This is a genomic window from Bacillus xiamenensis (assembly GCF_001857925.1).
GTDB lineage: Bacteria > Bacillota > Bacilli > Bacillales > Bacillaceae > Bacillus > Bacillus xiamenensis.
In genome coordinates, this window is record NZ_CP017786.1 from 92,599 (window position 1) to 114,421 (window position 21,823).

25 protein-coding genes are annotated in these 21,823 nt (G+C 40.9%); all 25 read right to left on the bottom strand.

The annotated features are described in order from the left end of the window. Positions 1-9: 9 nt before the first annotated feature. Entirely contained in the window at positions 10-675 is a 666-nt protein-coding gene (gene fliP / locus BK049_RS00405) for a flagellar type III secretion system pore protein FliP (protein WP_008354479.1), read from the bottom strand. Further along, on the bottom strand, positions 668-1,327 hold the full coding sequence (gene fliZ / locus BK049_RS00410; protein ID WP_071167619.1) for a flagella biosynthesis regulatory protein FliZ: 660 nt from the start codon (positions 1,325-1,327) through the stop codon (positions 668-670). Before fliZ ends, fliP begins: the two co-directional genes overlap by 8 nt. Positions 1,328-1,345: 18 nt before the next feature. Beyond that, positions 1,346-1,708: a chemotaxis protein CheY gene (locus tag BK049_RS00415; protein WP_008354481.1), complete on the bottom strand. Its 363-nt coding sequence runs from the start codon at positions 1,706-1,708 to the stop codon at positions 1,346-1,348. A gap of 27 nt (positions 1,709-1,735) precedes the next feature. Continuing rightward, positions 1,736-2,857 carry a flagellar motor switch phosphatase FliY gene (fliY, locus tag BK049_RS00420; protein WP_008354482.1) on the bottom strand — a complete coding sequence of 374 codons (1,122 nt, stop codon included), beginning with the start codon at positions 2,855-2,857 and terminating at the stop codon, positions 1,736-1,738. Continuing rightward, the gene (fliM, locus tag BK049_RS00425) at positions 2,847-3,845 is read right to left on the bottom strand and encodes a flagellar motor switch protein FliM (protein ID WP_008354483.1); all 999 of its coding nucleotides are present in this window, start codon (positions 3,843-3,845) and stop codon (positions 2,847-2,849) included. Before fliM ends, fliY begins: the two co-directional genes overlap by 11 nt. A 32-nt stretch (positions 3,846-3,877) precedes the next feature. Further along, entirely contained in the window at positions 3,878-4,306 is a 429-nt protein-coding gene (gene fliL / locus BK049_RS00430) for a flagellar basal body-associated protein FliL (RefSeq protein WP_071167620.1), read from the bottom strand. Continuing rightward, positions 4,303-4,518 carry a swarming motility protein SwrD gene (gene swrD / locus BK049_RS00435; RefSeq protein WP_008344794.1) on the bottom strand — a complete coding sequence of 72 codons (216 nt, stop codon included), beginning with the start codon at positions 4,516-4,518 and terminating at the stop codon, positions 4,303-4,305. Before swrD ends, fliL begins: the two co-directional genes overlap by 4 nt. A gap of 37 nt (positions 4,519-4,555) precedes the next feature. Beyond that, complete coding sequence (gene flgG, locus BK049_RS00440; protein ID WP_008354485.1) at positions 4,556-5,347, bottom strand: flagellar basal body rod protein FlgG; 792 nt, start codon at positions 5,345-5,347, stop codon at positions 4,556-4,558. 21 nt (positions 5,348-5,368) lie between these two features. Further along, positions 5,369-5,812 carry a flagellar hook assembly protein FlgD gene (gene flgD, locus BK049_RS00445; RefSeq protein WP_008354486.1) on the bottom strand — a complete coding sequence of 148 codons (444 nt, stop codon included), beginning with the start codon at positions 5,810-5,812 and terminating at the stop codon, positions 5,369-5,371. Continuing rightward, positions 5,812-7,134, bottom strand: coding sequence for a flagellar hook-length control protein FliK (locus tag BK049_RS00450; RefSeq protein WP_071167621.1), 1,323 nt, complete (start codon positions 7,132-7,134; stop codon positions 5,812-5,814). Before BK049_RS00450 ends, flgD begins: the two co-directional genes overlap by 1 nt. Next, positions 7,135-7,824, bottom strand: coding sequence for a MotE family protein (locus BK049_RS00455; RefSeq protein WP_008354488.1), 690 nt, complete (start codon positions 7,822-7,824; stop codon positions 7,135-7,137). It abuts the gene before it with no gap. 12 nt (positions 7,825-7,836) lie between these two features. After that, positions 7,837-8,280 carry a flagellar export protein FliJ gene (fliJ, locus tag BK049_RS00460; RefSeq protein WP_034738132.1) on the bottom strand — a complete coding sequence of 148 codons (444 nt, stop codon included), beginning with the start codon at positions 8,278-8,280 and terminating at the stop codon, positions 7,837-7,839. An 8-nt stretch (positions 8,281-8,288) separates the two neighbouring features. After that, entirely contained in the window at positions 8,289-9,605 is a 1,317-nt protein-coding gene (gene fliI / locus BK049_RS00465) for a flagellar protein export ATPase FliI (RefSeq protein WP_008354490.1), read from the bottom strand. Next, entirely contained in the window at positions 9,602-10,366 is a 765-nt protein-coding gene (gene fliH / locus BK049_RS00470; protein WP_071167622.1) for a flagellar assembly protein FliH, read from the bottom strand. The genes fliI and fliH overlap by 4 nt, the downstream gene beginning before the upstream one ends. Beyond that, entirely contained in the window at positions 10,359-11,375 is a 1,017-nt protein-coding gene (gene fliG / locus BK049_RS00475) for a flagellar motor switch protein FliG (protein WP_008354492.1), read from the bottom strand. Before fliG ends, fliH begins: the two co-directional genes overlap by 8 nt. 11 nt (positions 11,376-11,386) lie before the next feature. Next, positions 11,387-12,979, bottom strand: coding sequence for a flagellar basal-body MS-ring/collar protein FliF (fliF, locus tag BK049_RS00480; protein WP_008354493.1), 1,593 nt, complete (start codon positions 12,977-12,979; stop codon positions 11,387-11,389). 50 nt (positions 12,980-13,029) lie between these two features. Beyond that, complete coding sequence (gene fliE, locus BK049_RS00485) at positions 13,030-13,347, bottom strand: flagellar hook-basal body complex protein FliE (protein ID WP_008354494.1); 318 nt, start codon at positions 13,345-13,347, stop codon at positions 13,030-13,032. Between the two features lie 11 nt (positions 13,348-13,358). Further along, a complete protein-coding gene (gene flgC / locus BK049_RS00490; RefSeq protein ID WP_008354495.1) occupies positions 13,359-13,811 on the bottom strand; it encodes a flagellar basal body rod protein FlgC in 453 nt (150 codons plus the stop codon). Further along, complete coding sequence (flgB, locus tag BK049_RS00495; RefSeq protein WP_008354496.1) at positions 13,811-14,200, bottom strand: flagellar basal body rod protein FlgB; 390 nt, start codon at positions 14,198-14,200, stop codon at positions 13,811-13,813. The genes flgC and flgB overlap by 1 nt, the downstream gene beginning before the upstream one ends. Positions 14,201-14,487: 287 nt before the next feature. Then, positions 14,488-15,267 (bottom strand): GTP-sensing pleiotropic transcriptional regulator CodY, encoded by a 780-nt coding sequence (gene codY / locus BK049_RS00500; RefSeq protein WP_008354497.1) that lies wholly within the window; start codon positions 15,265-15,267, stop codon positions 14,488-14,490. Between the two features lie 34 nt (positions 15,268-15,301). After that, positions 15,302-16,702: an ATP-dependent protease ATPase subunit HslU gene (gene hslU / locus BK049_RS00505; protein WP_008354498.1), complete on the bottom strand. Its 1,401-nt coding sequence runs from the start codon at positions 16,700-16,702 to the stop codon at positions 15,302-15,304. A 16-nt stretch (positions 16,703-16,718) separates the two neighbouring features. After that, positions 16,719-17,264, bottom strand: a complete 546-nt coding sequence (gene hslV, locus BK049_RS00510) for an ATP-dependent protease subunit HslV (protein WP_008354499.1) — start codon at positions 17,262-17,264, stop codon at positions 16,719-16,721. 14 nt (positions 17,265-17,278) lie between these two features. Further along, positions 17,279-18,196, bottom strand: a complete 918-nt coding sequence (xerC, locus tag BK049_RS00515; protein WP_071167623.1) for a tyrosine recombinase XerC — start codon at positions 18,194-18,196, stop codon at positions 17,279-17,281. Between the two features lie 62 nt (positions 18,197-18,258). Continuing rightward, entirely contained in the window at positions 18,259-19,563 is a 1,305-nt protein-coding gene (trmFO, locus tag BK049_RS00520; RefSeq protein ID WP_008354501.1) for an FADH(2)-oxidizing methylenetetrahydrofolate--tRNA-(uracil(54)-C(5))-methyltransferase TrmFO, read from the bottom strand. Positions 19,564-19,633: 70 nt separating this feature from the next. Continuing rightward, positions 19,634-21,709, bottom strand: coding sequence for a type I DNA topoisomerase (topA, locus tag BK049_RS00525; protein WP_008354502.1), 2,076 nt, complete (start codon positions 21,707-21,709; stop codon positions 19,634-19,636). Positions 21,710-21,823: the final 114 nt, after the last annotated feature.

Here is a 21,823-nt window from a genome sequence, read left to right on the forward strand (position 1 = left end):
GCACCTACTCTAAAAGCTTTGCAGCAAAGATTTGACAATCAAATACCATCCATCGACTAAAACAAATAACAATATTTTGAAAGGGAGCGATATCATAACCGGTGGTAGCATCATCATCCCCATCGACATCAGGACACTTGCGACCACCATGTCAATAATTAAAAATGGAATAAAGATCATGAAACCAATTTGAAATGCCGTCTTTAATTCTGAAATAGCAAAAGCTGGTACCATCGCTGTTAATGGAATATCTTTAATCGATTCAGGGGTATCCATTTTTGCGTAACTAAGAAATAAAGCCAAATCTTTCTGTCTCGTATGTTTACTCATAAACTCTTTAATTGGCACTTCAGCCTTTTCATACGCTTGGTTTAACGTGATGTCATCATTTAAAAGCGGCGTGAGTGCCTCTTTATTAATTTGTGAGAACGTGGGTGCCATGATAAAAAATGTAAGAAACAGAGCAAGTCCAACAAGCACTTGGTTTGGCGGCATTGAGTTGGTTGCAAGTGATGTTCTCACGAACGAAAGAACAATCACGATCCGTGTAAAACAGGTCATTAAAATGAGAATGCCTGGTGCAACCGAAAATACGGTTAAAAGTAAAAGAAGACGGACAGACGTGCTGATATTCCCTGCACCGCTGGAATTAAATAAATCGATAAACTCATTCATTTTGTTTCGGGCCTTTCTTTCTGACTTCTGATTGGGTCTTTTTCAATTCGGCTAACTGCGCCTTTAAATTGGCTGAAAAAGAAGAAGTGGCTGACTGATCATGTTTCTTCACCTGCGATGTCAATTTTTGTACCATCTTTGGTAAATCTGTCTTGCTTTCCATCGCTTCTTCGTATTGTTTCATAATCGCTTCACATTCTTGTTCGTCATCAATTTCTTTTAGCAGCTGGATTGAGTCCGCTACGCCGACAACTAATACTCGTTTGCCCACTTTGATCAGCTGGACCGAACGGTTTTGACCAACCGTGGTTCCGCCAATATTTTCAACATATCGAAATGGTTTGAGTAAGCGGTTTTGTTTACCAACAAATCTCACCAACCCATAAATGAGCAGGATGACAAAAAGTAAGGCACCAATCATCTTGACAAAATCCATAATGGAGACAGAAGAAGAGGGAACTTCTTCTGCCGGATTCGTTTGATTATCAGTGGTTTTCTCTTCTGTATCCTTGGTGCTTTCTTTCTTATCTTTGATCCATTCACTCACTGTGCCGTTTTCTGGATCTTTCGTTTCAGCGAACAGTGAGGCAGGCTGCACTGTCAAGAAAAGCATAAAACTGATCATTGCTATACATATCAAACGTTTTTTCAACAAGTCTTACACCCTTTTTTAGCCTAACGTTTTATTAATTGCTTCAAGTACACGGTCTGCCTGGAATGGCTTCACGATAAAGTCTTTTGCACCTGCTTGAATGGCATCAATAACCATTGATTGTTGTCCCATCGCTGAGCACATAATGATTTTTGCAGAAGCATCGATTTGTTTAATTTCTTTTAATGCTGTGATCCCGTCCATTTCTGGCATGGTGATATCCATTGTGACTAGATCAGGAGATGTTTCTTTATATTTTTCAACAGCTTGTAAGCCATTTTCCGCTTCTCCTACTACATCAAATCCGTTTTTTACAAGAATATCCTTAATCATCATTCTCATGAATGCTGCATCATCTACGATTAATACCTTAGTAGCCATTTACTTATTCTCTCCCTATATGTTTGTTTATTTTAAATTAGAAAGTCTTTCAGACTGACTTAAAATGTCGGTCACACGTACACCAAAGTTCTCATCAATGACAACAACTTCTCCTTTGGCGACGATTCGTTTGTTGACCAGAATGTCTACTGGCTCACCTGCAAGTTTGTCAAGCTCAATGATACTTCCAGCAGAAAGCTCAAGCACTTCTTTCACACTGCGCTGCGTTCTTCCAAGCTCCACCGTAATGGAAAGTGGAATATCCATCAGCATATCAAGATTACCGAGCTGGCTTGTTGTATGCTGAGGCTCACTGAATGCTTCAAATTCAACTGGCGCCACATTTACAGGCTCTGCTGACTTTGGCTTCGCCTGTCTTTTCGGAGGTGCCGATTGCTGCATTGGAGCAGATTGTATTTGCGGAGCTGCCTGCTGAGGTTCAGGTGTACTTTGCGGCGTTTCTTGAACAGCCTCTTCCCCTGCTGGGTCTGTTAATTCTGCGATCAAATCCTTCGCAAACGTAATAGGGTAAAGCTGCATAATATTTGAATCTATGAGTTCACCTATCGTTAATCTAAAGGACACTTTGACAAGCAATTCTTCAGCTGGAATTCGGTCTGTCCCTTCTCCTTCTTTCACATCGAGTAGCTCAACACGCGGCGGAGAAATATCAATTTTCTTATTAAAGACTGTTGACATAGATGTCGCTGCAGAACCCATCATTTGGTTCATCGCTTCTTGCACTGCACTTAAGTGAATTTCACTTAACGACGGATCAGCGTTTGTTCCATCTCCGCCCATCATTAAGTCCGCAATGACCGCCGCATCTGTTTGTTGGATGACAAGCAGGTTACTTGCGCTAAAGCCTTCCGTATAATTCACTTCAATAGCGACATACGGATGAGGGAACTCTTCATTCAGCTTGCTTTTTTGAATCACTGTGACAGTTGGAGTTGTAATCTCCACTTTTTGATTTAATAGGGTTGAAAGTGCTGTTGCAGAGCTACCAAATGAAATATTTCCGATTTCTCCAATGGCATCTTGTTCCATTGCAGAAAGGACTGTATCAGGCTCTATATCGTCATTACTGCCTCCTTTTAGGAGCGCATCGATTTCATCTTGTGATAATTTACTTCCGTTATTCTCCATCTTCTTCACCTCTTATGTCGTGATCTAGAATTTGAATCGCCTGTTTCCGATTCACGCGGCCGGCCTGTCCCAAGAATTTCGGTTTATTTCCGACCATAACAGTAAGAGGCGCATTTACTGGTTTGTCCAAGGCAATACAATCACCAATTTCCAAATTCAAAAACTCTTCCACCGTCATTTCCGATTGTCCAAGCTCTGCGACTACCGGTATTTTTGCCGTCATAATCCGTTTTTCAATGGCCTTTGTTTCTTCTTGTTTCGGTTCATTTCGTTCAGACTGCATCCAGTAGTGTACAGACAGCTTCGGAATAATAGGCTCTAATACTACGTGAGGGATACACAGGTTAATAACCCCGCTCACCTCACCAATTTGTGTATTAAGAGAAATGACGACAACTGTTTCGTTTGGTGACACCATTTGAACAAACTGGGGATTTACCTCGAAATCTGCCATTTCTGGCTCGATGTCGGTTATGGACTGCCACGCTTCTCTGTAGTTTTCCAAAGCTCCCTCAAACATGTTTGAGATAATCTTTGTTTCAATTTCTGTAAGTGATTCTGTCTTATTATGACTAATGCCAATCCCGCCCATCAGCCTATCCATCATGGCATAGCCAATCGTTGGATTGACTTCAAGCATGATTCTTCCTTCAAGCGGGCTGACGTAAAATAAGTTTAATAATGTCATATTAGGAATCGAACGAATAAATTCTTCGTACGGTACTTGGTCAACCGAGCTGACAGAAATTTGAATATATGATCTTAGCTGCGCTGAAAAGTGTGTGGTGAGCAGTCTAGCGAAGTTATCATGAATTCTTGTTAAACTTCGAATCTGGTCTTTTGAAAAGCGCAGTGCACGTTTAAAGTCATACACTTTCACTTTTTTCGTCGTTTCTTCTTTTTTCAGCTCTTCTGCATCCATTTCGCCTGTTGATATGGCGGATAATAATGCGTCGATCTCATTCTGGGAAAGCACTTCTCCTGACATTTCTTCACCTCCATCGTGTCAATTAATCGCCTCTATTGCAGATTAAAGGAGGTTATATAAACTTCTTTCACCTTGCCATCTTGCAAATAGTTATTCACTTTGTTTTTGACCTGTATTTTAAAATGTTCTCTGCCTTTTTTGCCATCAAGTTCATCTGCATTCGTCTCTGATAAAATGTCGATCACGGCATCTTTCACTTGGAAGCTTCTTTTTTCAAGCTCTTCTTTGGCTTTTTCAGAATCTGTTTCAATATTCAGCACAAGTTTGACCGCATTTCCTTCAGATTTTAAATTGGTCACAATCTCAGGAATTTCAACAGAAGCTTTTACGACTTCATCTGCTGTTGGCTCTTTTTCTGCTTTTGCTTCTTCTGACCCATTCAGCAGAAAATAGACGCCTGCTCCAATTCCGACGATGGCAATAATCATGATTAGCATTACTACGACTAATTTCTTCTTCATTCAAATTCCTCTATTCCTTGATTCAATGAAATGACTTGGATTTTTCTATAGAAAGAAATGATTTTCTCCTGAAGCTGCTCTTCATCTTCTTTCACAACGAATTTCTTTCCATTGGCGAGTGTAATGGTCGTGTCTGGAAAGCTTTCGATTTGTTCAATATGGAGAGCGTTAAGCATAAATCCTTTGCCATTTAATCTTGTCACTTCAATCATATTAAGCAGAGAAGCGATCACCCGCTCCCCCTACCTCCTATCGTTTCAGATTCACAAGCTCTTGCAGAATTTCATCAGATGTTGTGATTGTCTTTGCATTCGATTGGAATCCACGCTGTGCGATAATCATTTCTGTAAACTCGTCTGTTAAATCAACGTTTGACATTTCAAGTCTACCTGTTTGGATGACACCTGTTCCTTGTTCACCAGGTACAATGGCATTACTTGGTGCACCTGAGCTTAGCGTTTGGCGGTAAAGGTTGTCTCCAACTTTGTCTAGTCCGCTTGCGTTACTGAAAGATGCGAGTGATACTTGTCCAACATTTCTAGATACGTTGTTTTCAACAACTGAGATTGTTCCATCTGAACCAACGCTCACACTTGAAATGCCATCTGGAATCGTTATTTTTTGTCCATCCATACCAAGCAGGTAGTTTCCATCAGGGGTTACTAAGCTTCCTTCTGAATCCCGACCGAAGTTCCCTGTTCTTGTATAAAGAATTTCACCTTGTTTTTCGATACGGAAGAAGCCATCACCGTTGATATAGAAATCATACGGTTGATCCGTATTTTGAGAAGCACCCACTGACATAACCTTGTCAATAGATGATAAAGAAGATCCTAAACCAACTTGTTTTGAGTTAGTTGAACCCGAGTTATTTGTCGGTCCACCAGAGCTTGCAATTGTCTGACTGACCATATCTTTAAACGTAATACGGCTCTTTTTATAACCGTGTGTATTCACGTTTGCCACGTTATTGGCTACAATATCTAATTTTGTTTGGAAGTTTTTCATTCCGCTAATTCCTGAGTAAAGTGAGCGTAACATTTATTTTCCTCCTCGATTTGCTTACGATTTTTCTCCAACAGTTGTAACGTCCCATGGGCTGATTTTCGTTCCATCTTCTAGATATAGGAAATATTCATTGTCGATATTTTTGACAGATTTTACAATACCCGTAATATCTTGATCATCTTGTTTGCCCGCTACTTCTTTACCAATCCAGCCTACATACGTAGTAAATGGATCTTGGTGTGCAACAAATGTAGACATGACCTGATTCAGCTGAGTGATTGATTCGTTCATATTCATTTGCTGTTCTAAAGAAGAAAATGTTGCAAGCTGTGTGACAAACTCACGATCATCAATTGGGTTTGTCGGATCTTGGTTTTGAAGCTGCGTTAGCAATATTTTCAAGAACTGATCTCGGCCGAGCGTGTCTGTTTTCTTTGTTGTAGTTGAAGAAGTGTCCGCTAGTGTGGTTGTTCTGTTAGTAGAATCAACAGTTGCCATTAGATCTCCTCCTCTTCTTCTTCTGATCCAACAAGAGCGTCCAGTACATCTTGGAACTCCGTTTCCTGTTCATCAGGCTGCTGGAAATTTTGTCCCTTTGACTGTTGCTGCTTGTTTTCTTCACTAAACTGTCCAAATAACGGCTGCTCACTTGATTGAAGCGGTATATGGAAACGGTCCACTTGAACCGACATATTCGGAAGTGCCTGCTTGAGCTGCGGCAAATGATGCTCTAACAGCTCTTTTGCTGCTTGCGTCGAGGCTGTAATTTTACTCGCATACACACCGTTTTGTTTCGTTAGTTGAATGGTGATAAACCCAAGATTTTCTGGATTTAACCGAACAGTAAACCGTCCGCTTGAATTGCCAAATGGCGTAAACTTCATTTGCTTCCACGTGTTTAAAATTTGCTGATCAACCGTTCCTGGCTTTTCATCAGACGTTTGCACCTGCTGCACAGGAGCAGACGATTGCAGTTGGAAAAACTGCTTATGACCTGAGAGAAGCGTATGGGTCATTATTTTTTCAGAACTAGGTGCAGCTGTACTTTGGCCCTTGACGACTTCTTTTTTTATAAGCCATTCAAGTGATGTAGCACCTTTTGCTGGAGATGCGAGAGAAGACTCTTGCCTTGGAGAAACCATTTCTTTTAACTCTCCTAAGGAAATTTTCCACTCTTTATCTGACCCTTTTGCATTCGCCATCATATGGTCGATTAACTGATTAAAGTGTTTTAGCTCACTTTGTGACATAGAATTCAGCTTTGGTGCTGATGCCTGCGAGAAGAACTGCTCTTTCACTTGCTGAACGAGCTTCTCATCTGCCCCGTTTTTCGATAGAAAATCGATAAAGTCTTCACCTTTCCCTTGAATATCCTGCACAAGTTTTGTATCAAAACTAGGCGGTTGCTGGTTTAGCAATTGATATAAGAAAAAGTGGACTTGTATGAGCTGTTCACTATGTTCTGCCGCTGACTTATCTCCTTGATCACCGTAAATAGCTGATTCCATTTTTTGAAATAATTCTTCAAGTGATTTTTGGTCAGATTCATCTAGCTTTTGACCTTGAAGCGCTTGAAGTGCCTCGAGAAGATCTTCATCCACCCCATCTTCAGGTGATTGCATCCATTTTTCAATGATCTGCATCGCATCATTGATAGATAAAGAGGCTCCCGCTGACTGAGAATTGACCGGGCTGCTTTGGGCGCCTGCACCACTTAGCAATTGTTTAAACAAACCGCGGGCAGATGCTGCACCCTCTCCCTTTAATCCCGAGAGACCTTGAGAAGATTGCTGCAAGGCTCCAATATCCAGTAGCTTCACTTATTGTCCACCCCCATTTTCACTTTCTTCTTTTTTGGCAAGCTCTTTCGTGAATGTCGCTGCCTTCTGAGGTGTCAGTTTTGCTAATATGTCCGTCAGCTTATTTTTACTAAGCTCTTCAAGAATGTTCAAAGCCTCTTTATCACTTAACTCTGATAAAATTTTCGCGGATTTCCCTGCATCCATGCTTTCATAAATGCTGGCAACCTTCCCTTTTGACTGCTGATTAGAAGATCCCGACGTATCAGAGGATGTCCCTGATGCATTATCGCTTGATGATGTACTATTTGATGAACTATCAGTTGCTGACGTACTATCTGTATCATTCTCAGATGTTTTTTCAAGTGAGTTGATTTTTTGATTCAATCTTTTAATCTCTTCATCACTTGTTTTCAAGTCTTTTTGTGCAATTTCGAGTTCATTCTTTTGCTCTTTAATCGTCTTTTTCAGCTCTTTCAACTCTGCATCATGTTGATCATTATTTGAAGATGACGTTTTTGAGCTGTCATCTGAACCAACTAAGCTGCTAATCACCGGAATGTTTTGGAACGGCTTCTTTAGATCATAACCCGCCATATAAAGGATTGTGCCTGTTACAATCACAAGCACAATCAATGGGATAATGACAATAAACAAGATCCATTGAAATTTACCGCCGCTTGATTCCTTCGCTTTTTCCTTCTTAGGCATTCATCTCGACTCCTAATGTCCTTGAAACATGAATTGGCTGATAGAGATATCATCCATTTCTTTCATTTCAATTGCCTTATGTTCAAGGGAGAACTTTTCAAATTGCTTTTCTTTCATTATTTCAAACTTTTTAAACTCAATATTCTTTTCAGTTAAATCTGATTGTTTTTCATTCATTTGATGACGTTTCATGATCACAAGCTGCTGATAATGATGAATGGTGTTATCTAAGTTTGTCACAAATTGCTGGTAATGACGCATTTCTTGGACACTCATCCCGCTTCTCAGCTTTTCTTCTTTGCTTTTTTCCATTAGCTCTTTTTTACTCATATTTTCATAGAGTTTTTCAGCGACTTGCTCAAATGCCGAAACAGATTGTTGATACGCTGCGAGGGATTTGTCTTTTTCGCTTTCTTTCAATTCTAAAAGTTTTTGAAATTTGTATTGATATCTCACTGTTTTTGTCAATCCTCTCTATTCATCAAACTGAGCAATATTCTCACACTGTCTTCGATAGATACAGCCTCATCGACATCCTGCTTCAAAAATGAAATGAGCTGCGGATAAGCCTGCATGGCCTCATCAATATCTTTAGAGGAGCCTTTTTTATATGCTCCAATGTTAATGAGGTCTTCAGCGTTTTGATAAGTGGATAAAAGCTGACGGAACCGATTGGCCGCTTCCTTGTGATCATGACTTGCGATATTACTCATGACACGGCTGATACTTTTCAGAATATTGACAGCGGGAAATTGTCCTTTGTTGGCCAGTGCACGATCAAGTACAATGTGACCGTCTAAAATCCCCCTGACTGTATCAGCGATCGGCTCATTCATGTCATCACCATCAACAAGCACTGTGTAAAACGCTGTGATGGAACCAAGTTGATTTGTTCCAGTTCGTTCAAGCAATTTCGGCAGTATAGCGAACACTGAAGGCGTATATCCTTTTGTCGTTGGCGGTTCGCCAGTTGCAAGTCCTATTTCGCGTTGTGCCATGGCGACCCTCGTGACAGAATCCATCATAAACATGACATTTTTGCCTCTGTCTCTGAAATATTCGGCAATGGCTGTCGCAGTATAGGCTGCCTTTAATCTCGTAAGGGCGGGCTGATCAGAAGTTGCAACGACAACAATCGAGCGCTTCAGTCCTTCAGCACCTAAATCTTTTTCGATAAACTCACGAACTTCACGACCACGCTCACCAACAAGTGCAATGACATTGAGGTCCGCTTCTGTTTGCTTTGCGATCATACCCATTAAGGTACTTTTTCCAACACCGCTTCCCGCAAATATCCCGATTCTTTGACCAGTGCCAACTGTGAGAAGACTGTCGATCACTCTGACACCAACACCCATTTTTTCTCGAATAGGCGGCCTGTCCATTGGGTTTGGGGGAGACTGATCTGTTGAAACAGGTGCAAGTCCTTTTGGAAGCATGCTGCCGTCCAGTGGATCACCGAAGGCGTCAACGACTTCACCAATTAACCCAGTGCCTACTTTAACCTTTAACGACTTACCCGTTGCTTCAACAAGACTGCCTGGTGAGATATTAGATGCCTCAACATAAGGCATGAGCAGAATGTTTTCATCTCTAAAACCAACGACCTCTGCTTTTATCGGATGGTGATTACTCCCTTTTTTGTGAATGAGACAGACATCTCCGATAGAGCTTTCTGGTCCCTTGGACTCGATCATCAGTCCAACAACTCGATTGACTTTACCAAAACGTTTATAAGGATCGGTGGTTTCAATCGTTTCTTTTAACACATCCATGTTCATTTGTGATCACCTGAATCAATGACTTCTAATAGTTTTGCTTTCAACTGATTCATTTGTGTATCAACACTCGCTTCCACTTTTCCAAAACTTGTTTCTACGTAACAAGTACCTTTTGGCGCTTTCTCATCCGAGTAAATGGCAAGGTGTGTATCCTTTTGAAGGATTCTATTCAATTCGTCTTTATATTCCATCACATGCTCGTAATGTTCAGGATCGACATAGATGGAAATATCGTCATATTCCTTTACTTCTGAAATGACCTGTTTTACAAGAGTCAAAAATTGTTCTTGTGTGTCCTCAGCTGCATTCCAGACTCGTTTAGCAAGTTCAAAGGCCAGTTCGACAATCTTTTCAGCAGAGCTTTCAATTTTTGCTTCATAGTCCTGCTTTGCAAGGCTGACAATGTCATTTGCTTGAAGAAGAATTGATTGATACTGCATATGCGCATCTGCTTCGCCCTTTTGGAAGCCATCTTGATAACCTGTTTGTTTGGCTTCTTCAATGAGCTGCATTCTTTCTGCTTCAAAATCAGCTCGGCGCTGATTGATTTCGGCGATTGTTTGTTCTAGCTCACTATTTGCTTGTTCTAAAATACGGCTTGCTTCATCTTGTGCATCACTTAGCACAAGCTTGGATGCTTCTGTTTCGTTGACAAGCTCTTCTTCGTGGCGCTCTTTTTTAAACTCCACTTGCTGCAAAGGAATTGTTTGACGGCCTTGCTCAGGAATAACAGATGTTTCATGTTTGATAATCCTAGACAATGATATCGTCTCCTCCGCCTCGAGCTATGACAATTTCTCCAGCTTCTTCAAGACGTCTTACGATGCTGACAATACGGGTTTGTGCTTCTTCGACATCTCTAAGCCGGACAGGTCCCATAAACTCCATTTCTTCTTTGAACGTTTCGACCATCCGCTGAGACATGTTGCGGAAGACAATTTCTTTGACCTCTTCGCTTGCCACTTTGAGCGCGAGTAGTAAGTCATCATTTTCAACATCTCTGATGACGCGCTGGATGGCTCTGCTATCAAGGGTGACAATGTCTTCAAAGACAAACATACGTTTCTTAATTTCATCGGCAAGCTCTGGATCTTGAATTTCAAGTGTGTCTAAAATGGTCTTCTCCGTCGCGCGGTCTACACCATTAAGTACTTCGACAACCGCTTCCACTCCGCCCGTTTGGGTATAATCTTGCGTAAAGGTTGAAGAAAGCTTTTGTTCAAGAATACGTTCCACCTCATTGATGATCTCTGGAGATGTGCGGTCCATTAAAGCAATTCTACGTGCAACCTCTGTTTGTACTTCCTCGCCTAACTCAGATAATATTTGTCCAGCCTGCACTGGGTCTAAGTAGGAAAGAATGAGCGCAATGGTTTGTGGATGCTCGTGTTGGATAAAGTTTAAAATTTGCTCTGGGTCAGCCTTTCTAGCAAAATCAAATGGTTTCACTTGAAGAGAGGATGTTAAGCGATTTAAGATGCTGTCCGCTTTGTCCTCACCAAGCGCTTTTTCAAGCACTTGTCTTGCATACATAAGACCACCTTGTGATATGTAGTCCTGGGCGATGGCAATGCTGTGAAATTCTTCGATGATTTCATCTTTCTTAGCAGAATCTACACTGCGTACATTGGAAATTTCTAATGTTAATTTTTCTATTTCGTCTTCAGACAGATGTTTGTATACAGATGCTGACACGTCTAGCCCTAAGGAAATCATTAGGATTGCTGCTTTTTGTCTGCCTGTTAGTCGATTTGAATCTTTTCTCGACATGTGTATTCCTCCTAATCCTCGGACAGCCAGCTGCGTAGCAATTTAGCAAAGTCTTCTGGTTTATCTTTTGCCATTTTTTCAAGCTGATTTTTTCTCACCATTTCTTCTGTTTCTGGCTCAGTATCGATATCAGGAACATGGATTGGTGTACGTTCATCAAGCTCAAACTCTTCTTCCTCTTCTTTTCTGCGCTTACGCACGAGAAGAATAATGAGAGCGATAATTGCAAGTAGTAGCACACCGCCTACAATATAAACCCAAATCGGCATATTGTTTGAAGGGTCTTCTGTCGTCGTTTGCTGTTTACCGTCTAATTTTGATACCGATAACACGATTTTGTTATCTAAGTCAGCTTGAGTGAGCGCTTGACCATTTGTGTATTCTTTATCAATTGATGTGCTGATGATTGTTGAAAGAATCTTTTTGATATCATCTTGCCTTTCAGTAGTTAAAGAGTTCGGATCGTTTGCAGTTGGTGGTTCAACCAATGCTTGTATGCCAACGTCTCTAATTTTGTAAGGACTTTCTTTGATATCTTTATGGATGCGGTTGACTTCATAATTGATACGATCTTCGCTCTTTTCGTAATCTCCGCTGCCATTCTCTCCATCGGTACCTTGATAATTCGTGACATCATCGTCACCTGTTCCAGCTGTGCCTCCAGCTGCTGCGCCGCTTCCTGAATAGGTTTCAGCAATCTTTTCAGCGCTGACAGCGATCCCTTGCATGTTTTCTTGATCAACTGGTTCGACAAGGTCTTCTTTTCTTTTTTCTTCAGTGAAATCAATGTCTGTTGTGACCGATACGGCAACTTTATCTTGACCCATCATGGTTCCTAGCAGCTGTTGAATTTTTCTTTGAAGGTTCTTTTCAATTTCCTCTTTTTTCTGCTGCTGTGCATCCATTCCACTTGCATAGGAATCCGAGCTACTGTTTAAGTCGTAGTAGTTGGAATCTTGGTCCATAATGACAATGTTTTCTGTTTTTAAATTTGGCACACTTTTTGAAATAAGATGATAAAGGCCTTTTACTTGTTGTTGCGTAAGCGTGTAGCCAGGCTGAATTTGCAACACAATTGATGCTGATGCATTACTTTGCTCTTCTCCAACAAAAACGGAATCTTTCGGCAGGTTAATCATAACCTTTGAATCTTTAATCCCATCAATCGTGTTGATTAGATTGGATAGTTCTGTCTGAGTTGCGTCTACTTTCAGAACATCAAATTCATTATCTGTTAAACCGAAACCGGAATTGTTCGCAAAGAAGGAGTAATCAATATTCCCTGTCTTAGGAAGTCCCTCTGATGCGAGTGTTACTTTTAAAGAGTCTGCTTGCTTTTCCGGAACTAGAATCGTCGTTCCGTTATTTGCAAGTTCCGATTTAACGTTTTTGCCATCCAGTTCCTGTTTGATTTGTCCTGCTTCTGCCTCAGACAAATCTCTAAAGAGCGGAACCATTTTTTCAGAAGAAGCAAAGATGCTAACAACCGTAATAATGATTGCTAGGGCAGCTACGCCGCCAATCATGAGTATTTTTTGTAATTTTGATCGATTTCGCCAAAACTCAACTGTTTTTGTTCTTAATTGCATTAAAGTACGATTCATCTTAACCCCCGGTCATTCCATTCAGTCTATTTTTTGTCCGCCAGCACCTCCTACATCTGCATTCTCATAATCTCTTGGTACGCTTCGACTGCTTTATTTCGAAACTCCGTTGCAGCTGTGAGTGTCACATTTGCTTTCTGTGCAGCAATCATGACTTCATCGAGGTTGACATCTTTGCCTTGTGCAAGAGCATTTGTATACTGGTCTGATTTCAGCTGTGATTGATTCAATGCCTCAATGGAATTCTTCAGCACATCAGAGAAATTCGTTTGACTTTTTGGTGCAGCCGCCTGCAATGGCGATGCATTCGTCAATTCACTTGCTTGCTGAGCGGTTTGAAGCTGGAAAGGAGATATTGCGTTAACCAATTCTTTTCACCTTACTTTCCTATTTCTAAAGCTTTCATCAGCATGCTTTTATTCGCATTCAGCGCAGTCACGTTTGCTTCGTATGACCTTGAGCTGCTGATGAGGTCAACCATTTCCTTTAATGGATCGACATTTGGTGTTTGAACATATCCATTTTCATTGGCATCGGGATTTGTAGGATCATATTGAAGGTTGAATGGAGTTTCGTCTTCTGTAACCTTTGTTACTTTGACGCCGTTTCCTAATTTGCCGCTCGAATTCATGCTTGAGTTCAATATAGATGAAAATGATTCACCTGACGGCTGTAATGTGACGAGCTTACGTCTATAAGGCTCCCAGTTGCCATCAACCTGTTTCGCTCTTGTTGTATCCATATTTGCAAGGTTTGAGGATACAACGTCCATTCTGAGCCTCTGTGCAGTTAATGCTGAGGCCGAAGCGTTAACGCCTGAAAAAATCGACATTATTTACCTCCTGTCAAAACTGTTTTAAGAGAATTGAATTTTCCGCTCATTCTTTCAACTAGCGCATTATACTGAATTTGGTTTTTAGCGAGTTCACTCATCTCTTGATCAATATCGACATTATTTCCGTTTTCTTGATAAGAAGTACGGTTACTCGAGACAACTGAATAATTAGACCCTGTTTCAGAAAAATCAATGTGACCTTGGTATGTTTTATTAGCATCTAATCTGCTTGACGCATCATTTAGCATGTCATGGAATGCGACTTTTTTCGACTTGTAGTTCGGTGTGTCTATATTCGCGATATTATTGCTTATGACTTTTTGCTTAACATTCGCTCTGCCCAAGGCATTCTCAAGGTTGCTTATCGTTCCAGAAAATATATCCAAAACCATATACCTCCAATCATATGTATTTCATTCCATTTAATCATGTCGAGATTTGTAAAACCATATGTTCATTGTAAGAAATAATAGGATTAAAGTCTATGATGTAGATGTAAAAAAAACTCGTAATATATATCTATTTTATGAATAGGTAAAAAGACCTAGATTCAAAGCACTACATAATTGTAAGGGTTTTCTTGGGAAATAGAGTGTCTTTTTTTGAAAAAATCCTCTTTTTTCATTCAAAAAAACCCTTTTCAGCATTTATTTCGGCTAAAAAGGGTTTTTGATTAATGAGATTTTAAATTTTCAAGTTCGATTAAAAATTTATTGTTTAACACTTTGATGTACGTGCCCTTCATTCCAAGAGAACGAGATTCAATTACGCCTGCACTTTCTAACTTACGCAAGGCGTTTACGATGACTGAACGAGTGATGCCTACACGGTCAGCAATTTTACTTGCCACAAGCAGTCCTTCGTTTCCATCAAGTTCTTCGAAGATGTGCTCAATTGCTTCAAGCTCACTATAGGAAAGAGAACTGATCGCCATTTGGACAACCGCTTTACTTCTTGCTTCTTCTTCAATTTCTTCTGCTTTCTCGCGAAGAATCTCCATTCCAACAACTGTTGCGCCGTATTCAGCAAGAATTAAATCATCATCTGTAAATCTATCTTGCAAACGAGACAAGATTAACGTCCCTAAGCGATCTCCGCCTCCGATGATTGGAACAATTGTTGTCAAACCTGATTGGAATAAATCACGGTTCTCAATCGGGAAAGCTGTATACTCACTGTTGATGTCAAGGTTTGAAGACGTTTCAGGGACATTGAATAGACTTTTTGTATATTCTTCAGGGAACTGACGGTCTTCAAGCATTTTTTTCATACGTGCATTTTCGATCTGCTGGTTGATGGAATAGCCAAGAAGCTTCCCTCTTCTGCTTAATACGAAAATGTTTGAATCAATGACATCTCTAAGTGTTTCTGCCATTTCTTTAAAATTAACTGGTTTCCCCGCTGCATCTTGCAGCATCGAGTTAATAATCCTTGTTTTTTGTAATAACGCCATAATAATGATCCTCCTAGATTACTTTATTCATTTGTTAAAGTATAAATTGACTTAAGTCTTTGTTATTTGCAATCTTTCCTAGCTTCTCTTCTACATACTGAGGGGTGATGGTCACCGTTTCCATTGTAATATCAGGCGCCTCAAACGAAAGCTCTTCAAGCAGCTTCTCAAGTATGGTATGAAGCCTTCTTGCACCGATGTTATCCGTCTCCTGATTGACGTGATAAGCCACTTCAGCAATCTTAAGAATAGCATCGTCAGAAAATTCAAGAGATATACCTTCTGTTTCAAGTAAAGCTTTATATTGCTTTAATAACGCATTATCTGGTTCCGTTAAGATTTTCACAAAGTCTTCTATACTTAATTTATCTAATTCTACACGGATTGGGAAGCGCCCTTGCAGCTCTGGAATCAAATCTGATGGTTTCGCCATATGGAACGCGCCTGCTGCTACAAATAGCACATGATCTGTTTTTACAGCCCCATATTTTGTCATCACAGTGGAACCTTCTACAATCGGTAAAATATCACGTTGAACCCCTTCACGAGAAACATCTGCAGATGATGCACCGCCGCTTTTGGCAATTTTGTCGATCTCATCAATAAAAATGATCCCTTGCTGTTCTGCTTTTTGGACAGCTTCCTGACCGACTTCATCCATATCAATCAGTTTTGACGCTTCCTCAGCAGTTAACGCCTTTCTCGCTTCTCTAACAGTCAGCTTTCTGCGTTTTTTCTTTTTAGGCATGAGATTGCTGAGCGCATCCTGCATGTTCATACCCATTTGCTCCATACCTGAGCCTTGAAGCATGTCAAACATGGAGGGCTGCTGCTCTTCGACTTCAATCGTAACGTAATGATCTTCAAGTTCACCCATAGCCAGCTGGTGAGCCATACGTTTTCTTGTCGATTCAAGTTCTACCTCTTCATTTGAGTGATCTCGATCGCTGTCATCTGTATCAGAGCCGCCAAACAGCATTTCAAAAGGATTTTTCACAGACTGGCTTTTTTTCTTCCCAGGAACAAGCAGGTGAACAAGACGTTTGTTTGCTTGTTTTTCCGCTTCTTCTTGGACATCTTTCATCTTTTCTTCTTTGACAAGTCTGATGGCTGTCTCCACTAAATCTCTGACCATTGATTCTACGTCACGGCCGACATATCCAACTTCAGTAAACTTCGTCGCTTCCACTTTAATGAAAGGTGCACCAGAAATCCGGGCAATTCTGCGGGCAATCTCTGTTTTCCCTACACCTGTCGGACCGATCATTAAAATGTTTTTAGGAACGACTTCATCCTTTAGCTTATCATGTAAAAGACTTCTTCTGTAACGGTTTCTTAAAGCCACCGCCACTGCTTTTTTCGCATCAAGCTGACCAATAATGTACTGATCCAGCTTTTCAACTATTTCTCTTGGGGTGAACGGCTTTTTCTCCATACGTCTCATGTCCTTTCTATTCAAGCTCTTCTAAAGTGATTTGATCGTTCGTGTAGACACAGATTTCTCCGGCCGTTTCAAGAGCAGCCCTTGCAATCTCTCGAGCTGAGAGATGATCACCTGCATGTTTTTTGAGTGCTCTCCCGGCGCTAAGCGCATAGTTGCCGCCTGAGCCGATAGCCAAGATGCCATCGTCTGGCTCGATGACCTCTCCTGTTCCAGATACGAGCAGAATGCTTTCTTTGTTCATCACGATAAGCATTGCTTCAAGCTGTCTGAGCATCTTGTCACTGCGCCATTCTTTCGCCAGCTCTACTGCTGCTCGTTTTAAGTTACCACCGTATTCTTCCAGCTTTGTTTCAAACTTCTCAAAGAGTGTAAATGCATCTGCTACTGAACCAGCAAAACCTGCGAGCACCTTGCCTCCGAAAAGACGGCGCACTTTCTTTGCTGTATGTTTCATGACGACAGCCTGCCCAAAAGTGACTTGACCGTCTCCAGCCATCGCACTTTTTCCTTTATGTTGAACGGCAAAAATGGTGGTTGCATGAAATGATGACATGAAAAAACCTCCTTTTAGAATCGTTTAAAAGCCCTTGGGTGATGAGACATGTACGTTTTTCTTAAAGAATCTTTTGATACATGTGTGTACACCTGAGTTGATGATAAATTTGAGTGACCGAGAAGTTCTTGAACACTTCTCAAATCAGCTCCCTCGTTTAAAAGGTGTGTAGCAAAGGTGTGCCTTAACATGTGAGGATGGATATGTAATGTGCCTGACGCTTTTTTCATTAATTCACTTAGAATGAATCGAACGCCACGGTCTGTAAGAGGAGCTCCGCGCTGATTCAAAAACACATGTGAACCAGCACGATCTTTTCCCTTACCGATCAGCTTCTGCCTTCCACCCTCTAAATAAGTGGAGAGCGCTTCATGTGCGTAAGAGCCGAAAGGAACATACCGCTGTTTGCTGCCTTTCCCATGAACAAGCACTGTATCCATCGATAAATCAAGATCAGATTCTTTTAATGAACATAACTCACTGACCCTCATACCTGTTGCATAAAGAAGTTCTAAAATGGCTTGATTTCTTTGACCAAGCGGTGTGCTCAGATCAGATACTGTAAACAGCTCTTTTAGTTCCTCTTCGTACAAAAATGAAGGAATGCGCTTATCCTGCTTTGGTAAGCTAACGAGTAAAAAAGGATTTTCTTTCACAAGCTGTTCTCTTAATAAAAATTTATAAAAGCTGCGAAGTGCAGAGACTTTCTTACTAATCGTTCTTCTTGTAAGGCCTTTTTCATAAGCTTCTGTTAAATAAATTCTCGTATCTTGATAGGATACCTCTTCAAAACCGTTTATTCCTTGAATGTTCATAAATCTGACAAACTCTTCAATGGCCTCCGTATATCCTGAGATCGTTAAAGCCGAATAGTTTTTTTCAATCTGCAAATATTCAATGAATAAGTGGACAAGACGCTGTTTATTCGTCATTTTTACACCTCTTTAAGGCTTTTAAATGGTATCACATATCTTGCTTCCGGTGCAATGTTTTACTACAGAGATTTCGAAATAGTTTGAATAGTTTCGATTGCGCGCTTAGCGTACTCTGCATAGCGCTCCTGTTTGTTTTTAATTCGAACGCCAAGATCTTTCAGCAAGCCAAAGTTTGCATTCATCGGCTGAAAGCTTTTCTTGTTTGTCGACGTAATGTAGTGAGCCATGCTGCCAATCGCCGTTTCCTCAGGGAGTGTAACAAGCTCTTCACCTTTGACAAAACGAGCCGCATTAATTCCAGCGACCAATCCTGAAGCCGCAGACTCGACATAGCCTTCAACACCAGTCATTTGTCCGGCAAAGAATAGATCGTCTCTGTTTTTAAACTGATACGTCGGTCTTAGAAGGCTTGGAGAGTTAATAAATGTATTACGGTGCATCACACCATACCGAACAATCTCTGCCTCTTCAAGACCTGGGATCAAACGGAACACTTCCTTTTGATCGCCCCACTTCAGATGCGTTTGGAAACCAACGATATTATACAAAGTACCTGCTGCATCATCCTGTCTTAATTGAACAACAGCGTAAGGTCTTTTTCCTGTTTTCGGATCTTCAAGCCCTACTGGTTTCATCGGGCCAAACAGCATTGTTTTCTTTCCTCTTTTCGCCATGACTTCAATGGGCATACAGCCTTCAAAGAATATTTCTTTTTCAAACTCTTTTAATGGCACAGTTTCAGCAGAAATTAATGCCTCATAAAAACGATCGAATTCCTCTTCAGTCATTGGGCAGTTTAAATAAGCAGCTTCTCCTTTATCATAGCGTGATTTCAAGTATACTTTATCCATATTGATGCTGTCTTTCTCTAAGATCGGTGCTGCTGCATCGTAGAAATATAGATACTCCTCACCTGTTAATAATTTCAATTCTTTTGAAAGTGCTTCTGATGTAAGCGGACCAGTCGCAATAATTGTCGGACCTTCTGGAATGCTTTGCACTTCTTCTTGAAAGACTGTCACATTCGGATGATTTTTCACGCGGTCTGTGACATTGGCTGCAAATTCATGGCGATCTACTGCAAGCGCTCCGCCAGCAGGAACTGAACTTTCATCTGCTGCTGCAATAATGGCAGAATCTAAATGACGCATTTCTTCCTTTAATACACCTACCGCATTCGTCAAAGCGTTCGCACGCAATGAGTTGCTGCAGACTAGCTCTGCAAATTTATCAGTGTGATGAGCTGGTGTTTGTTTAACAGGTCTCATTTCATACAGATTGACTTTAATTCCGCGTTTAGCAATTTGCCATGCCGCTTCACTTCCTGCTAAACCTGCTCCGATCACATTTACAAATTGACTCATTGTACAACTCTCCTATTTCGTAAGTTCTGTTTGATGACATAAAAAAGCAGGTGAACAAGGCTGCTCACCGCTATTTTTGTTGTTCCTCTTTATAATCACAATTCACACATTGAACTTGAACGCCTTTTTTCAGCTTTTTCTCTACAAGCATATTTTCGCACTTTGGACACTTTCTTTCAATTGGTTTGTCCCAAGAGACGAATTCACACGCTGGAAAACGATCACAGCCATAAAAAATGCGGCGCTTCTTAGATTTCCGTTCAACGATGTTTCCTTCGTGACAGGTCGGGCATTTGACACCGATATCTTTCACAATTGGTTTTGTGTTTCGGCAGTCAGGGAAATTAGAGCATGCCATGAACTTACCGTATCTCCCCATTTTGTATACCATCGGGTGCCCGCATTCTTCACAATCCACTCCGGCGTATTCAGGTTCAATCTCAACTTCTTGCATTTCTGCTTCTGCTTTTTCTACCCGTTTTGCAAAGTCTTGATAGAAGCTGTCGATAATGCGAACCCATTCGATCGTACCTTCTTCAACGCTATCAAGTTCTTTTTCCATTTTCGCAGTGAATTCTACGTTAATGATTTCAGGGAAGAATTCAATAATTAAGTTGAGTACAATTTCTCCAAGCTCTGTTGGAATAAACCGTTTGTTATCAAGTGCGACATAGCCGCGCTTTTGAATCGTATCTAATGTTGGGGCATACGTAGATGGGCGACCGATACCAAGCTCTTCAAGCGTTTTGACAAGTCTTGCCTCTGTATAGCGGGGAGGCGGCTGCGTGAAGTGCTGTTCTGGTTCGATATCTTTTGAAAGAACCGTATCTCCCTCTTTCAGATCAGGGAGCATTTTGTCCTTTTCTTCTAACTGGTCGTCCTTCCCTTCAACATATACCTTCATAAACCCAGGGAATTTCACCTTGCTTCCATTAGCACGGAAAGTAAGGCCGTTATTTTCAAGATCCACACTCATTGTATCAAGAACAGCCGACGCCATTTGGCTTGCCACAAATCGTTCCCAAATCAATTTATAAAGTCGAAGCTGATCTCTGCTTAGCACATGTTTGACATCTGCTGGTTTTCTTAGCGTAGAAGTCGGCCGGATGGCTTCGTGAGCATCCTGTGCATTGTCGTTCTTTTTGGCAGTACGTTTTGTTGTATTTAAGAAATTCTTGCCGTACGTTTGATCAATGAAAGCAGATACTTCTTCAATTGCCGTATTGGAAATACGTGTTGAGTCCGTTCTCATATATGTAATGAGACCTACTGTACCTTCTTTCCCAAGATCAATCCCTTCATATAATTGCTGTGCAATCATCATCGTCTTCTTCGCACGGAAGTTGAGTTTTCTTGCTGCCTCTTGCTGCAAGGTAGATGTCGTAAACGGAAGAGCTGGGTTGCGTTTACGTTCTTTTTTTGTCACTTTTTCAACAGAAAATTTGCTTCCTTTTAATTTCGAAAGGATTTCTTTTACATCTTCTTTTGTTTTCAGAGGATGTTTTTTGCCGCCCACGCCAAAGAAACTAGCCTCAAAGCTTTCTTTTCCTTTTAGGAATGTACCATCAATTGTCCAGTATTCTTCTGGTTTAAATTCATTAATTTCATTTTCTCGGTCAATAATCAGGCGGAGTGCAACCGATTGAACACGACCGGCACTTAAGCCCTTTTTGACTTTTTTCCATAAAATCGGGCTAATTTTATATCCAACAAGACGGTCTAAAATCCGTCTTGCCTGCTGCGCGTCAACTAAGTCCATATTGATCATACGTGGATGCTTAAAGGAATCTTTAATTGCATCTTTTGTAATTTCGTTAAAGACAACGCGGCAGTCAGAAGAGAGGTCAAGGTCAAGGCTGTGTGCTAAATGCCAAGCAATCGCTTCTCCCTCTCTATCGGGGTCAGCTGCGAGATAGACTTTCTTTGCTTTTTTCGCCGCTGTTTTTAATTCCTTTAAAACCGGGCCTTTCCCGCGAATCGTAATATATCTCGGTTCGAAGTCATGCTCAGTGTCAACACCGAGCTGACTTTTCGGTAAATCCCTTACGTGCCCCATTGAAGCCTTTACTTTATACTTTTTTCCTAAATAACGCTCAATCGTTTTCGCCTTTGCTGGCGACTCAACGATGACTAAATAATCAGCCATACTCAAAATCCCCCTTAAGAGGTGTTCTCTCTTTATCCATTTCACAAATTGATATTTATGTTAATTGCACCTATCTAACAGGCAATTGTTAAAAATTCTTTATGATGAACATCA

Coding starts and splice junctions, on each gene's coding strand:
- fliP (WP_008354479.1), bottom strand. CDS start 675: ATGAATGAGTTTATCGATTTATTTAATTCCAGCGGTGCAGGGAATATC.
- BK049_RS00415 (WP_008354481.1), bottom strand. CDS start 1,708: ATGGCTACTAAGGTATTAATCGTAGATGATGCAGCATTCATGAGAATG.
- fliY (WP_008354482.1), bottom strand. CDS start 2,857: ATGGAGAATAACGGAAGTAAATTATCACAAGATGAAATCGATGCGCTC.
- fliM (WP_008354483.1), bottom strand. CDS start 3,845: ATGTCAGGAGAAGTGCTTTCCCAGAATGAGATCGACGCATTATTATCC.
- fliL (WP_071167620.1), bottom strand. CDS start 4,306: ATGAAGAAGAAATTAGTCGTAGTAATGCTAATCATGATTATTGCCATC.
- swrD (WP_008344794.1), bottom strand. CDS start 4,518: ATGATTGAAGTGACAAGATTAAATGGCAAAGGATTTATGCTTAACGCT.
- flgG (WP_008354485.1), bottom strand. CDS start 5,347: ATGTTACGCTCACTTTACTCAGGAATTAGCGGAATGAAAAACTTCCAA.
- flgD (WP_008354486.1), bottom strand. CDS start 5,812: ATGGCAACTGTTGATTCTACTAACAGAACAACCACACTAGCGGACACT.
- BK049_RS00455 (WP_008354488.1), bottom strand. CDS start 7,824: ATGCCTAAGAAGGAAAAAGCGAAGGAATCAAGCGGCGGTAAATTTCAA.
- fliI (WP_008354490.1), bottom strand. CDS start 9,605: ATGAACATGGATGTGTTAAAAGAAACGATTGAAACCACCGATCCTTAT.
- fliG (WP_008354492.1), bottom strand. CDS start 11,375: ATGTCGAGAAAAGATTCAAATCGACTAACAGGCAGACAAAAAGCAGCA.
- fliF (WP_008354493.1), bottom strand. CDS start 12,979: ATGAATCGTACTTTAATGCAATTAAGAACAAAAACAGTTGAGTTTTGG.
- flgC (WP_008354495.1), bottom strand. CDS start 13,811: ATGTCGATTTTTTCAGGCGTTAACGCTTCGGCCTCAGCATTAACTGCA.
- codY (WP_008354497.1), bottom strand. CDS start 15,267: ATGGCGTTATTACAAAAAACAAGGATTATTAACTCGATGCTGCAAGAT.
- hslU (WP_008354498.1), bottom strand. CDS start 16,702: ATGGAGAAAAAGCCGTTCACCCCAAGAGAAATAGTTGAAAAGCTGGAT.
- hslV (WP_008354499.1), bottom strand. CDS start 17,264: ATGTCATCATTTCATGCAACCACCATTTTTGCCGTTCAACATAAAGGA.
- xerC (WP_071167623.1), bottom strand. CDS start 18,196: ATGACGAATAAACAGCGTCTTGTCCACTTATTCATTGAATATTTGCAG.
- trmFO (WP_008354501.1), bottom strand. CDS start 19,563: ATGAGTCAATTTGTAAATGTGATCGGAGCAGGTTTAGCAGGAAGTGAA.
- topA (WP_008354502.1), bottom strand. CDS start 21,709: ATGGCTGATTATTTAGTCATCGTTGAGTCGCCAGCAAAGGCGAAAACG.